Genomic DNA, 12,512 nt, shown 5'->3' with positions numbered 1-12,512 from the left:
GGCCTGGTTCCTCCAGCTCGTCACCGGAATCCTCCAGCCGTCGGGCAACGCCCCGTCGAACCGCTCGGCCGAGGGCCCTCTGAGCGGTACTCGCGGGCGTATGCCCACTCCTCGAGCGGGGTGCGGTTGAACCGTTCGACCTTGCCGTTGGTCTGAGGCCGGTACGACCCGGGTCCGGCGGTCCTTGATCCCGGCCGCGGCCAGGGTCCTGGCCCAGGGAGCGCTCGGCACTTCCACGCCCCGGCGACTCGGCGCCGGCCGAAATGGACGAAGCCCCGGGTCCGAGGACCCGGGGCCTGATTTCGAGACGGCGCTGGGGCGCCTCCTCGACCATCTACACGTGCGCGAGGGGGGAGTTGAACCCCCACGCCCTTTCGGGCACACGGACCTGAACCGTGCGCGTCTGCCTATTCCGCCACTCGCGCGTGAAGCGGGCCAAGGTTAGCCCAGTGCGTGAGGCTCGACCAAACCGGGAATGGAGGGTGCGGGCCCACGCACCCGGGCATCGCTACGATCGGTCGGAACCCCGGGGGCGCGCGGGCCCGAGCGGCACGCAAGGAGAGCCGGCCTCCGCATGGCACGGGCAGAGTCAGTGACAGGAAGGAGGCGATGGGACGTGGGCGGACTCTCCAGGCTCGAGCAGCGGCTGGAGCAGGTGATCTCCGGTGCCTTCGCCAAGGCCTTCCGCTCCGCGGTGCAGCCCGTCGAGATCTCCGCGGCCCTCCAGCGCGAGCTCGACAACAACGCCCAGATCATCTCGCGCGAGCGCCGCCTGGTGCCCAACGACTTCCACGTGGAGCTCTCCGGTCCGGACATCGAGCGGCTCGCGCCGTACGACACCGCGCTCGCCGGCGAGCTCGGCGCCCAGCTGCAGGAGCACGCCGAGCACCAGGGCTACGCCTTCCCGGGCCCAGTGCGCATCGAGTTCGAGCAGGCCGACGACCTCACCACCGGCCGTTTCCGGGTCCGCAGCCGCGCCCAGGCCCGGGTCACGGGCAACGCGACGCAGACCCAGGTACGCCGGGCGCGCGCCGTGCTCGAGGTCAACGGCACCACCCAACCGCTCCACCCTCCGGGTCTCGTGGTCGGCCGCGGCACCGACGCCGACGTGCGGATCAACGACCCCGGCGTGAGCCGGCGGCACATCGAGTTCGGCGTCACGACCGAGCGCCGTGGTGGCGAGGAGACCGTCCGGGTCGAGGTCCGCGACCTCGGCTCCACCAACGGGATGCTCGTCGACGGCCAGAAGATGGCGCGCGCCGCGCTCCACGACGGCGCCGAGGTGCGCATCGGCAACACCACCATGACCGTCCGGGTCGTGGAGGAGGAGGCGTGGGATGTCTGAGCTGACCCTCTTCCTCATCCGCGTCGCCTACCTGGCGATCCTGTGGATCTTCGTCCTCTCCGCCATCTCGGTCATCCGCTCCGACATGTTCGGCGCCCGCGTCCCGGAGGCGGCGCGCGCCGCTGAGCCGCGCACCGGCGGTCGGGCCGGCCGCCGCGGGCGGCAGGCCGCCAGGCCCCCGACGAAGCGTCGCGGTGCGCCCACCCACGTGGTCGTCACCCAGGGCAGCAACGTCGGCGAGCGCGCCGACCTCAACGGTGCTCCGGTCCTGATCGGCCGCGGCAGCGACGCCGCCATCCGGCTCGACGACGACTACGTCTCCACGCGCCACGCGCGGATCGCCGCCTCGGGTGACCAGTGGTTCGTCGAGGACCTCGGGTCGACCAACGGCACCTACCTCGGCAACGTCCGGATCACGCAGCCCACCACCATCACCCTCGGGAGCCAGGTCCGGATCGGCAAGACCATCCTGGAGCTGCGCAAGTGAGCCTGCGCCTGCACTGGTCGGCCATCTCCGACGTCGGCCGCGTCCGCAAGGACAACCAGGACTCCGGGTACGCCGGGCCCTGGTTGCTCACGGTCTGCGACGGCGTCGGCGGCGCCGCCCGCGGCGACATCGCCTCGAGCACGGCGGTCTCCCAGCTGCGCCGGCTCGACGAGCGGCCGGGCGGCGAGCCCGACGAGCTGCTCGGGCTGGTCTCCGGCGCGCTGCACCGGGCCCACGACCGGATCAACGAGCTCGTCGACGAGGACCCCTCCCTCAACGGCACCAGCACCACGGCGACCGTCGCGCTCTTCGACGGCGCCCGGATCGGTCTCGGCCACGTCGGGGACAGCCGGGCCTACCTGTGGCGCGGCGGCGAGCTCTCCCAGCTCACCAAGGACCACACCTTCGTCCAGACCCTCGTCGACGAGGGACGGATCAGCGAGCAGGAGTCGCGGGTCCACCCGCACCGCAACCTCATCCTCAGGGCGCTCGGCGGCCCCGGCGACGTCGACCCCGACCTCTTCGTCATCGAGCTCGCCGCGGGCGACCGGCTGCTGCTGTGCAGCGACGGCGCGAGCGGCGTCCTCGACGACGCCCGGCTCGCCGACCTCGTCGGCTCGGGCAACGTCGACTTCGCGGCCGTGGAGCTGGTCCGCGCCAGCCTCGAGGCCGGCAGCTCCGACAACGTCACCTGCATCGTCGCCGAGGTGCGCACCGAGGAGGAGCTGGCGGCCGACCCCGACCACGCCGACCGCGAGCCGATGCTCGTCGGCGCCGCCGCCGAGCTGCGCCGGGCGCGCCCCCGCGGGCAGAAGCCCGGACTCTTCCGCGGCCACCGTGCCGGCGACACCGGCGAGCTGGAGCCCGTGGCCGCCGACCTGCCCGACGACGCTCCGCACGCGATCCCCAGCGACCCCATCGACCCCGAGACCGCCCGCTACGCGCCCCAGCCCCCACGGCGGCTGGCCTGGCTGCGCCCGGTCTTCGTGGTGCTCCTGCTCGGCGGCGTCGTCTGGGTGGCCGCCGCCGGCGCCTGGTCCTGGAGCCAGGACCAGTACTACGTCGGGGTGGAGGGCGAGACCGTCGTCATCTACCGCGGCCTCAACACCGACCTCCCCGGCGTGTCCCTGAGCGAGCCGTACGAGACGACCGACGTCGACCTCGACCGGCTCTCGGAGTTCGACGCCGGCAAGGTCCGCGACGGGATCGAGGTCGGCACGCTCGACGACGCCCGCCGCACCGTGGACAACCTCGCGGCCCGCCAGGACCCGGCCGCCCCCACCACCGACCTCACCACCGAGCCCACCACCGAGCCCACCACGGACCCCACCGCCGAGCCCACCGCCGAGTCCACGACCGTCCCGGACGCCTCCTGATGGCGGCCGTCCAGCCCGGCGTCCTGATGGGCTTCGTGCACCGCCGCCGGCGGGGCGCGGAGCTCTTCCTGCTCGTCCTGGCGCTGGCCGTCGGCGTCGGCGCCTACGCCGCCGTCGGGATCGGCGTGGAGGGCGAGGTCCCCGTCGACCTCCTCGGGTACGGCGGGTGGCTGGCCGGCCTCGTGGTCGCCGCGCACGTCGTGATCCGGTTCGTCGCGCCGTACGCCGACCCGGTGCTGCTGCCGCTGGTGGCGGCGCTCAACGGCCTCGGCCTCGCGGTCATCCACCGGCTCGACCTTGCCGACGGCACGTCCCTGGCCCGCCAGCAGCTGACCTGGATGACCCTCGGCGTGCTGCTCTTCGTCGGCACCCTCATCGTCCTGCGCGACCACCGGATGCTCACCCGGTTCACCTACACCAGCGGGCTGGGCGCGATCCTCCTGCTGCTGCTGCCGATGGTGCCGGGCCTGGGCAAGGAGGTGAACGGCGCCCGCATCTGGATCGGCGTCGGTCCGTTCAGCTTCCAGCCGGGCGAGGTGGCCAAGGTGCTGCTGGTGGTCGCCTTCGCCGGCTACCTCGTCCTGCACCGCGACGCCCTGGCCCTGGCCGGCCGCAGGGTGCTCTTCGTCGACCTGCCGCGCGGCCGGGACCTGGGCCCGATCCTGGCGATGTGGGCGGTCAGCCTCGCCATCCTGGTCCTCCAGCGGGACCTCGGCTCGAGCCTGCTCTTCTTCGGCCTCTTCCTCGTCATGCTCTACGTCGCGACGGAGCGCCCCGGCTGGCTCGTCGTCGGCGGCGCGATGTTCTTCGGCGGTGCCGGACTGCTCTACTACGTCTCGCTGGCGACCGGCCGGCTCTCGCACATCCAGAACCGGGTCGCGATCTGGCTGGACCCGATGCCCTACTACGACCAGACCCCGGGCAGCGGCCAGCTCGTCGAGTCGCTCTTCGGGATGGCGTGGGGCGGGCTGATCGGGCGCGGCTTCGGCGAGGGCAGCCCCGGCCGCATCCCGTACGCGGAGTCCGACTTCATCATCGGCGCGATCGGCGAGGAGCTGGGCCTCACCGGCGTCATGGCCGTGCTGGTGATGTACGGGCTCATCGTCGAGCGCGCGCTGCGCGCGGCCCTCATCTCCCGCGACGCCTTCGGCAAGCTGATGGCCACCGGCCTGGCGAGCGTCTTCGCGCTCCAGGTCTTCGTGGTCGTCGGCGGGGTGACCAGGCTGATCCCGCTGACCGGCCTCACCACGCCGTTCCTCTCCTACGGCGGCTCCTCGCTGGTGGCGAACTGGGTGATCATCGCGTTGGTGCTGCGGGTCTCCGACCTGGCCCGGCGCCCGGCGCCGGTGCTGCCCACCACCGACGACGAGGCCGCCGACGCCGAGACCACCCAGGTGGTGCGCCTGCCATGACCATGAACAAGCCGATCCGCACGATCGCGACCTTCTGCCTGGTGCTCTTCCTGGCCTTGATGGTCAACGCGACCTACCTGCAGTACCACGCCGCCAGCGACCTGATCGAGGACCCGCGCAACCGCCGGGTGATCGACGCGGCGTACTCCCGCGAGCGCGGCGCGATCCTCGTGAACCGGGACTCCCTAGCGGTGAGCCGGGAGGTCGACGACCAGTTCGAGTTCCTCCGGGCCTACCCCCGCCCGCTGCGGTACGCCCACGTCACCGGCTACTTCTCCTACCTCTACGGCGCCGCCGGGGTCGAGCGCTCGCAGAACGCCGTGCTCTCCGGCGACGACTCCCGGCTCTTCGTGACCCAGCTCGTCGACCTCGTCAGCCAGGACGACTCCGAGGGCGGCAACGTCCAGCTCACCCTCGACCAGGCGGCGCAGGACGCCGCCTTCGACGGCCTCGAGGCCCTGCCGGGTGAGGCCCGCGGCGCCGTGGTCGCGCTCGAGCCGAGCAGCGGCAAGGTGCTGGCGATGGTGTCGATGCCCTCCTACGACCCCAACGTCCTGTCCTCCCACGACTTCTCCGCGGTCGAGGAGGCGTGGGAGCGGTTGAGCTCCAACCCGGCCGAGCCGCTGGTCAACCGGGCCATCCAGACCACGTTGCCGCCGGGCTCGACGTTCAAGGTCGTCACCGCGGCCGCGGCGATCGAGGCCGGGCTCTACTCGGCCGACGACCTGGTGCCGGGCGGCGACACCTACCAGCTGCCGCTGACCGAGGGCGAGACCGGGCTGATCGACAACGAGGGCCGCGCCTGCGGCGGCGCGCAGATCCCGTTCACCCAGGCCCTCGGCCAGTCCTGCAACACCACCTTCGCCGCGCTCGCCGACGAGGTGGGCGCCGAGGGGATGCGGGAGGTCGCCGAGGGCTTCGGCTTCAACACCGACTACCTCGAGGACCTCCGCCCGCAGGCGCTCTCGGTCTACCCCGAGGACCCGAACCGGGCGGAGCTCGGCCAGACCGGGATCGGCCAGTTCGACGTCCGCGCCACCCCGCTCCAGATGGCGATGGTGGTCGCCGGCATCGCCAACGGCGGCGTGGTGATGCGCCCCTACCTGGTCGACGAGGTGCTCTCCGCCGACTACGACGTGCTCGACAAGACCGAGCCCGACGAGCTGTCCGAGGCGGTCTCGCCGCAGACGGCCGACCAAGTCACCGACCTGATGGTCGCCACGGTCGAGGAGGGCACCGCGACCGCCGCGCAGATCCAAGGGGTCACGGTCGCCGGCAAGACCGGGACCGCCCAGAGCGGCGACCCGGACCGTCCGCCGTACGCCTGGTTCGTGGCCTTCGCCCCGGACGAGGACGTCGCGGTGGCGGTCGTCATCGAGAACGCAGACATCGAGCGCTCGGAGGTCGCCGGCGGCAGGCTCGGCGGCCCGATCGCGAAGGCCGTGATGGAGGCGGTGATCCGGCAGTGACGGAGACACACGGGTCGGCGGGGTACGCCGACGACGCCCGGCGCTACCGCCTGGACTCGCGCCTGGCGACCGGCGGGATGGGCGAGGTCTGGCGCGCGACCGACACGACCCTCGGGCGGGAGGTCGCGGTCAAGCTGCTCAAGCACGAGTACGCCGACGACCCGACGTTCCGCTCCCGGTTGGGGACCGAGGCCCGCCACGCCGCCTCCCTCCACCACCCCGGCGTCGCGTCGGTCTACGACTTCGGCGAGGCGACGGCAGCCGACGGCTCGGGCGTCCCCCGGCCCTACCTGGTGATGGAGCTGGTCGCCGGCGAGCCGCTCTCCGCGCTGCTGCGCGAGGGGGAGCCGCTGGACCCGGACGCGGTCCGCACCCTGCTGGGCCAGGTCGCCGACGCGGTCGGGGCCGCGCACGCGGCCGGGATCGTCCACCGCGACATCAAGCCCGCCAACATCCTCGTGACCCCGCAGCGGACCGTGAAGATCACCGACTTCGGCATCGCCCGCGCGGCGGACGGCGTCGGCGTGACCCACACCGGCCAGGTGATGGGCACCCCGCAGTACCTCTCGCCGGAGCAGGCGCGGGGGAACGCCGCCACGCCCGCCTCGGACGTCTACGCCCTCGGCGTCGTCGCCTTCGAGATGCTCGCCGGGCGCCGGCCCTTCCAGGCCGACTCGCCCGTGGCGACGGCCCTCGCCCACCTCCACGACCCGGTGCCGGACCTGCCGGCCTCGGTGCCGTCCGACCTGGCCGCGGTGGTCCGGCGCGCGATGTCGAAGGAGCCGCGCGACCGGTTCTCCGACGGAAACGCCTTCGCCGCCGCGCTGCGGGACCCGGCCACCGCCGTGCTGTCCGCGCCTCCGACGGTCGTGACCCCGGCGATGCCCGGGGACGCCGCGACCCAGGTCCTGGCCGCCCACCCGGTGGACCCCACCCCCACGGCCGTCGGCGCGCCGCCCGCCCCGGCGCCGGCCGAGCCGGCCGGGAACGACGGACGCCGGCGGGGGCTGCTCGCCGGGCTGCTCGCGGCCGTGCTCGTGCTGGCCGCCATCGCGGTCGCGGTCGCCCTGGTGGACGGGCGCGACGACCCGATCGAGACCGACCCCGACGCCGGCACCGTCACCATCGACGAGGGCGACTTCGTCGGCGAGCCGATCGAGGAGGTCCGCCGCGACCTCCGGGACGCCGGCCTGCGGGTGCGCACCGACGAGGTCGAGAACCCCGGCGACGAGACGGCCGGCCTGGTCAGCTCCGTCGACCCCTCGGGCACCCTCGACGTCGGTGAGGTGGTGATGGTGGAGTTCTGGGGGAAGGCGCCGGAGGAGGAGCCCTCCGAGGAGCCGACTCCCGAGGAGCCCACGCCCACGCCGGAGGAGCCTTCCGAGGAGCCTTCCGAGGAGCCCACCCCGGAGCCGACCCCCGAGCCCACGCCGACACCGGAGCCCACCCCCACGCAGGACGCGAGCCCGACCGCGCCGTCGACGCCCGCCCCCACCCCGACCGTGGGAAGCACTCCGTGACGGGCCCCGTCGTCGGCGGCCGCTACGAGCTCGGCGAGCTGCTCGGGCGCGGCGGCATGGCGGAGGTCCGCAAGGGCATCGACACCCGGCTCGGCCGGGTGGTGGCCGTCAAGCGGCTGCGCACCGACCTCGCCAGCGACGCGACGTTCCAGGCGCGGTTCCGCCGGGAGGCCCAGTCGTCGGCCTCCCTCAACCACCCGGCGATCGTGGCCGTCTACGACACCGGCGAGGAGATCGCCACCGACGGGTCCGGGGTCGCGCAGCCCTACATCGTCATGGAGCACGTCGCCGGGCGGACCCTGCGCGACATCCTCCGCGAGGGCCGCAAGATCCTTCCCGAGCGGGCGCTGGAGATCACCAGCGGCGTGCTCGCCGCCCTCGACTACAGCCACCGGGCCGGCATCATCCACCGCGACATCAAGCCCGGCAACGTCATGCTGACACCGACCGGCGACGTCAAGGTGATGGACTTCGGCATCGCCCGGGCGATCAGCGACGCGTCGTCGACGATGACCCAGACCGCTGCCGTCGTCGGCACCGCGCAGTACCTCTCCCCCGAGCAGGCTCGCGGCGAGACCGTCGACTCGCGCTCCGACGTCTACTCGGCGGGCTGCCTGCTCTACGAGCTGCTCACCGGCCGGCCGCCGTTTGTGGGCGACAGCCCGGTGGCGGTGGCCTACCAGCACGTCCGCGAGCCCGCGTCCCCGCCGTCGGACCACGACCAGGACATCCCCCCTGAGCTCGACGCGATCGTCATGAAGTCGCTGGCCAAGCGCGTCGAGGACCGCTACCAGTCCGCCGCGGCGATGCGCAGCGACATCGAGCGCTACCTCGCCGGCCGCCCCGTCCAGGCCTCCGTGCCGCCGGCCGCCCCCACGGCCGTGGCCGCGCCGCTGGCGGCTGCCGACCACTCGTCGGCCCACACGACCGCCGTCCGCGCGCCCCTGCCGGCCGCGGTGGAGGAGCGGCCGGGGCGGCACACCGGCCTGATCGCCTTCCTGGTCCTCGTCCTGCTCGGCCTGGTCGTCGCCGGCTTCGTCCTGGTCCCCCGGCTCTTCGAGTCCCCTCCCGACCAGGTCCAGGTGCCGAACCTGATCCGGCTCACCGACGACCGGGCCCGTGCCGCGATCCGCGAGGCGGGGCTGACCGTCGGTGACGTCTCGTTCGCCGTGAACGACAACATCCCCGCCGGCAAGGTGGCCGAGCAGCAGCCCAACCGCGACCAGTACGTCGACCCGGGCACCAGCGTGGACCTCGTGGTCTCCCTCGGCGAGCCGCAGGTCGCGGTGCCGCCGGTCGTGGGGCTCTCCCGGGAGGACGCGGTCGCGCAGCTGCGCGAGCTGGACCTGGCCGCGTCCCCGCAGGAGACCGAGTCCGACCGCCCCGCCGGGGAGGTGATCTCCACGGAGCCGGCGGTCGGCACCGAGGTGGCGCCGGGCACCACGGTCACCGTCGCCTACTCCGACGGACCCGAGGAGGTGCCCGCCGTGGTCGGCCGCAACCGGCGCGAGGCCGAGCGCCTGATCCGGGAGGCCGGGTTCGAGGCCTTCGTCGTCCGCTCCTCCGACACCACCGAGCCCGCCGGGACGGTGATCCAGCAGAGCCCCGAGGCGGGCGAGACCCTGCCCGAGGGGCAGACGGTCACCATCGTGGTGTCGACCTACGAGCCGCCCGAGGAGCCGGACCCCTCGGAGACCGCCGAGCCGTCGGAGACCGCCGAGCCCTCCGAGAGCCCGAGCGAGGAGCCGACCGACGACCCGGACCTGCTCGACCAGCGCGCGGTGACGCCGGACCGGTCGAGAGCCGTCAGGCCAGGGGCTGGGCGTACTCGACGCTGAGCACGCCGTCGTACGCCGGGGCGACGACGAGGTCGTCGGTCTCCATGCCCCAGCCGACCTGGATCTCGGGGTCGCTGGCGTCGGCCCGGTAGCTGTCGACGTAGTCGTCGGCCTCCACGGCCGCCTCGAGGGCGAACGGATCGCCGACGGCCTCGATCACGTAGGGCTGGGGGTACGGCACGCCGTTCAGGGTCACGGCGTTGCCCTCACACTTGATGCCGGTCGTGGTGATGATCCGCTGGCCGGCGATGGTGACGGCGCTCGCCCCGCCCTTCCAGAGCGCGTTGACCACGGCCTGGATGTCCTGCTGGTGGACCACGTAGGGGTTGATGTCGGCGTCCGGGGGCTGGCTCTCGACGATCTCGTCGGGGGCGTCGGAGAGGGTGATCCGCAGGCCCGGCCCGGAGCGGGGCTCGAGGCCCGCCGGGTCACGCAGCTGCTCGACCCGCGTCCGCTGCCGGTCCACGGAGTCGTTGGCCACCGCCGCCGTGAGCTGGTCGACCTCGCGGTCGAGCTCGGTGAGCCGGCCACGCAGCTCGTCGTACTGCTCGGACTCCGCCTCGACGAGCGAGGCCAGGTCGGTGTAGCGGCCCGGCCGCAGGTCGGTGCCGCCGCTGCTCTCGGCACTCGCCACGAAGAGCGTGCCGCTGAGCAGCACCACCAGCGGCGTGCCCAGCCGCCACCCGAGCGCCGACCGGCGACCCCCGGCGCGCGGCCGCAGGCGCCACCGGGACGGTGGCTGGTCGGCGGGGCGAGCGTGGGAGCGGGAGGTCACGGCTACTAAGGTAACCCGCGGTCCGCGACGCCCGGTCCCGGACGAGTCGAGATCCCCTGGAGCAGCCGTGGCCAAGAAGAACACCGAGCGCGACCCCCTCGCTCCCGTCCGGGGCCCCGTCTTCTCGGTGCGGTTCATCCTCGCCCTGCTGCTGATGGCGCTCGGCATCGCGTGGATCGTCTTCTACTACGCCGCGGTGCGCGTGGCGCCGCCCGCCACGGAGGCCGGCAGCCCGGCCTTCATGGCCGACCTCGGCGACTGGAACTACGCCATCGGCTTCGCACTGATCTTCGTCGGCCTCGTGGTCGCCGCCCACCCGAGCACCCCCCTCGGCCGCGGACGGGGGGTCGTGACCGGGATGCTCGGCTGCTTCCTCCTCGGCCTGGTGTGGATCTGCACCTTCTACATCTTCAGCGACGACCTCAGCAGCCTGTGGGTCTTCAACGACCTCGGCCAGATGAACCTGGTGGTCGGCATCGCCTTCATGGCCGTCGGCTTCACCTACGCCACCCGCTGGGAGTGAGGGGTCTTCTCCACAGCGGTGGAGAAGGCTGTGCACGAATGACACGCGTGTAGTTCTGCACAGGGCCCTCCACAGCTGTGGAGAAGTGAGGCCTGTGCTGGCGTCGGTCCGGACGGGCCGGTGCGGGTGGGCCAGGTGGGCCGGGTGGGCGCGGGGGGACGGCCGCAGCCGCAGCCGCCGGGCTCAGGCCAGCAGGACGTAGGCGGCGAGGGCGCCGAGGACGACCACCGCGACCGCAGCCAGCCCGAGGACCTGGTACGTCGTCCGGCGCGGTCCGCGGGGTGCGTACACCAGCAACGCCGCGACCACCGCTCCGCCGAGGAAGCCGCCGAGGTGGCCCTGCCAGGAGATGCCCGGGACGGCGAAGGTCAGCACGACGTTGATCGCGATCAGCGCGCCCAGCTGGCGCAGGTCGCCGCCGACCTTGCGGGCCATCACGAAGAGCGCGGCGAAGAGACCGTAGATCGCGCCGGAGGCGCCGACGGTCGAGGAGTGCTCCGGGGTCGCCCACAGCACGACCGCGGACCCGGCCAGCAGCGAGAGCAGGTAGAGCGCCAGGAACCGGGCGCGTCCCAGCGCGAGCTCGAGCTGCGGCCCGAGGACGTAGAGCGCGAACATGTTGAACGCGATGTGGACCACGGTGACGTGGGTGAAGCCCGAGGTGAGCACCTGCCACAGGGCGCCGTCGGCCACCCCGGGGATCCACTGGGTGCCGGCGACGGTGGCGCAGACCTCGGCGTCGGGCACGCGCGGGAAGTAGGAGAGACCGTCCTCGGCGGAGCAGAGCCCCGACCCGCGGAGCGCCAGCGCGTCGAGGAGGCGACTGCCCCGCCCGCCGGTCGCGAGGATCGCGAGCCAGACGACCACGTTGAGCGCGATCAGCACCATCGAGGTGAGCGCGGCGTTGGTCGGCCGCATCCCGCCGTACGCCGTGCGGCCGCTGCGCGTGCTGCGGGCGCCCTCGGCGACGCAGTCAGGGCACTGGAACCCGACCGCCGCGTCGCGCATGCAGTCGGGGCAGATCGGGCGGCCGCACCGCTGGCAGCGGATGTGGGCCTCGCGGCCGGGGTGCCGGTAGCAGACGGGCACCCCGGCCTCGGGGCTCGACGGCCCGGCGGGCGGGTCGACGGGTGGCTGGGTCACCGGTGCGGCAGGCTCAGCGGATCTCGACGCTCTCGATGACGACCTCGTCGACCGGGCGGTCACCGGGGCCGGTCTTGACCTTCCCGAGGGTGTCGACGACGTCGCGCGAGGCCTGGTCGGCGACCTCTCCGAAGATGGTGTGCTTGAAGTTCAGCCACGTGGTGGGCGCCAGGGTGATGAAGAACTGCGACCCGTTGGTGCCCGGGCCGGCGTTCGCCATCGCCAGCAGGTAGGGCTTGTCGAAGGTCAGCTCGGGGTGCGGCTCGTCCTTGAAGGTGTAGCCGGGGCCGCCGGTGCCGGTGCCGAGGGGGTCGCCGCCCTGGATCATGAAGCCGTCGATGACCCGGTGGAAGATCAGGCCGTCGTAGAACGGTCCCGACCGGCCGTTGCCGGCGTCGTAGGACTTCTCGCCGGTGGCGAGCCCGACGAAGTTCTTGACGGTCTCGGGGGCGTGGTCCGGGAAGAGGTTGAGGGTGATGTCGCCCTTGTTCGTCTTCAGAACGGCCTGCTGGTCAGCCATGGATGTCCTTCGCGTGTCGCGGACGGGTGAGGAGCGCGGCGCCCGGGGTTCCGATCGCGCCACGAGTGGGTACTGCACGGCGTACGGCGGCTTCGTCGCGCCGT

Annotated in this window: 11 protein-coding genes, 1 tRNA gene and 1 pseudogene; 8 read left to right on the top strand and 5 right to left on the bottom strand. The window is 73.2% G+C overall.

Features of this window, described 5'->3' with window-relative positions; genetic code table 11:
* Window positions 1-68 precede the first annotated feature (68 nt).
* Together ACSMHG_RS02485 and ACSMHG_RS02480 are read right to left on the bottom strand one after the other, a co-directional pair.
* A pseudogene (locus tag ACSMHG_RS02485) lies at window positions 69-164 on the bottom strand (IS481 family transposase); the annotation flags it as partial.
* Window positions 165-341: 177 nt separating this feature from the next.
* Window positions 342-425: transfer RNA gene (locus ACSMHG_RS02480), tRNA-Leu, on the bottom strand.
* Window positions 426-616: 191 nt separating this feature from the next.
* Between ACSMHG_RS02480 and ACSMHG_RS02475 the strand changes: the two genes are divergently transcribed.
* The 7 genes from ACSMHG_RS02475 to pknB are packed head-to-tail and all read left to right on the top strand — an operon-like array spanning window position 617 to window position 9,447.
* Entirely contained in the window at window positions 617-1,345 is a 729-nt protein-coding gene (locus ACSMHG_RS02475; RefSeq protein WP_435741788.1) for an FHA domain-containing protein, read from the top strand.
* The gene (locus tag ACSMHG_RS02470; RefSeq protein WP_435741787.1) at window positions 1,338-1,832 is read left to right on the top strand and encodes an FHA domain-containing protein FhaB/FipA; all 495 of its coding nucleotides are present in this window, start codon (window positions 1,338-1,340) and stop codon (window positions 1,830-1,832) included. Before ACSMHG_RS02475 ends, ACSMHG_RS02470 begins: the two co-directional genes overlap by 8 nt.
* The gene (locus ACSMHG_RS02465) at window positions 1,829-3,208 is read left to right on the top strand and encodes a PP2C family protein-serine/threonine phosphatase (RefSeq protein ID WP_435741786.1); all 1,380 of its coding nucleotides are present in this window, start codon (window positions 1,829-1,831) and stop codon (window positions 3,206-3,208) included. The genes ACSMHG_RS02470 and ACSMHG_RS02465 overlap by 4 nt, the downstream gene beginning before the upstream one ends.
* A complete protein-coding gene (locus tag ACSMHG_RS02460) occupies window positions 3,208-4,620 on the top strand; it encodes an FtsW/RodA/SpoVE family cell cycle protein (protein WP_435741785.1) in 1,413 nt (470 codons plus the stop codon). The genes ACSMHG_RS02465 and ACSMHG_RS02460 overlap by 1 nt, the downstream gene beginning before the upstream one ends.
* Entirely contained in the window at window positions 4,617-6,089 is a 1,473-nt protein-coding gene (locus ACSMHG_RS02455) for a peptidoglycan D,D-transpeptidase FtsI family protein (RefSeq protein WP_435741784.1), read from the top strand. Before ACSMHG_RS02460 ends, ACSMHG_RS02455 begins: the two co-directional genes overlap by 4 nt.
* Window positions 6,086-7,609: a serine/threonine protein kinase gene (locus ACSMHG_RS02450; protein ID WP_435741782.1), complete on the top strand. Its 1,524-nt coding sequence runs from the start codon at window positions 6,086-6,088 to the stop codon at window positions 7,607-7,609. The genes ACSMHG_RS02455 and ACSMHG_RS02450 overlap by 4 nt, the downstream gene beginning before the upstream one ends.
* Complete coding sequence (gene pknB / locus ACSMHG_RS02445) at window positions 7,606-9,447, top strand: Stk1 family PASTA domain-containing Ser/Thr kinase (RefSeq protein WP_435741780.1); 1,842 nt, start codon at window positions 7,606-7,608, stop codon at window positions 9,445-9,447. The genes ACSMHG_RS02450 and pknB overlap by 4 nt, the downstream gene beginning before the upstream one ends.
* Here pknB and ACSMHG_RS02440 read toward each other — a convergent pair.
* The gene (locus ACSMHG_RS02440) at window positions 9,416-10,222 is read right to left on the bottom strand and encodes a DUF881 domain-containing protein (protein WP_435741779.1); all 807 of its coding nucleotides are present in this window, start codon (window positions 10,220-10,222) and stop codon (window positions 9,416-9,418) included. The genes pknB and ACSMHG_RS02440 overlap by 32 nt on opposite strands.
* A 67-nt stretch (window positions 10,223-10,289) precedes the next feature.
* Between ACSMHG_RS02440 and ACSMHG_RS02435 the strand changes: the two genes are divergently transcribed.
* A complete protein-coding gene (locus ACSMHG_RS02435) occupies window positions 10,290-10,745 on the top strand; it encodes a cell division protein CrgA (RefSeq protein WP_435741778.1) in 456 nt (151 codons plus the stop codon).
* 183 nt (window positions 10,746-10,928) lie between these two features.
* Here the strand turns inward: ACSMHG_RS02435 and ACSMHG_RS02430 are convergent, their stop codons facing one another.
* On the bottom strand, window positions 10,929-11,888 hold the full coding sequence (locus tag ACSMHG_RS02430) for a rhomboid family intramembrane serine protease (protein ID WP_435741777.1): 960 nt from the start codon (window positions 11,886-11,888) through the stop codon (window positions 10,929-10,931).
* Window positions 11,889-11,901: 13 nt separating this feature from the next.
* The gene (locus ACSMHG_RS02425; RefSeq protein ID WP_435741776.1) at window positions 11,902-12,408 is read right to left on the bottom strand and encodes a peptidylprolyl isomerase; all 507 of its coding nucleotides are present in this window, start codon (window positions 12,406-12,408) and stop codon (window positions 11,902-11,904) included.
* Between the last annotated feature and the right edge of the window lie 104 nt (window positions 12,409-12,512).

This window comes from Nocardioides ureilyticus (assembly GCF_051280745.1).
Classification (GTDB): Bacteria; Actinomycetota; Actinomycetes; order Propionibacteriales; family Nocardioidaceae; genus Nocardioides.
This window is presented reverse-complemented; position numbering and strand designations above follow the sequence as displayed.

What these genes read in the sequence shown, in the direction of transcription:
- ACSMHG_RS02470 (WP_435741787.1), top strand. Translation starts at nt 1,338, where the DNA reads ATGTCTGAGCTGACCCTCTTCCTCATCCGCGTCGCCTACCTGGCGATC.
- ACSMHG_RS02460 (WP_435741785.1), top strand. Translation starts at nt 3,208, where the DNA reads ATGGCGGCCGTCCAGCCCGGCGTCCTGATGGGCTTCGTGCACCGCCGC.
- ACSMHG_RS02455 (WP_435741784.1), top strand. Translation starts at nt 4,617, where the DNA reads ATGACCATGAACAAGCCGATCCGCACGATCGCGACCTTCTGCCTGGTG.
- ACSMHG_RS02425 (WP_435741776.1), bottom strand. Translation starts at nt 12,408, where the DNA reads ATGGCTGACCAGCAGGCCGTTCTGAAGACGAACAAGGGCGACATCACC.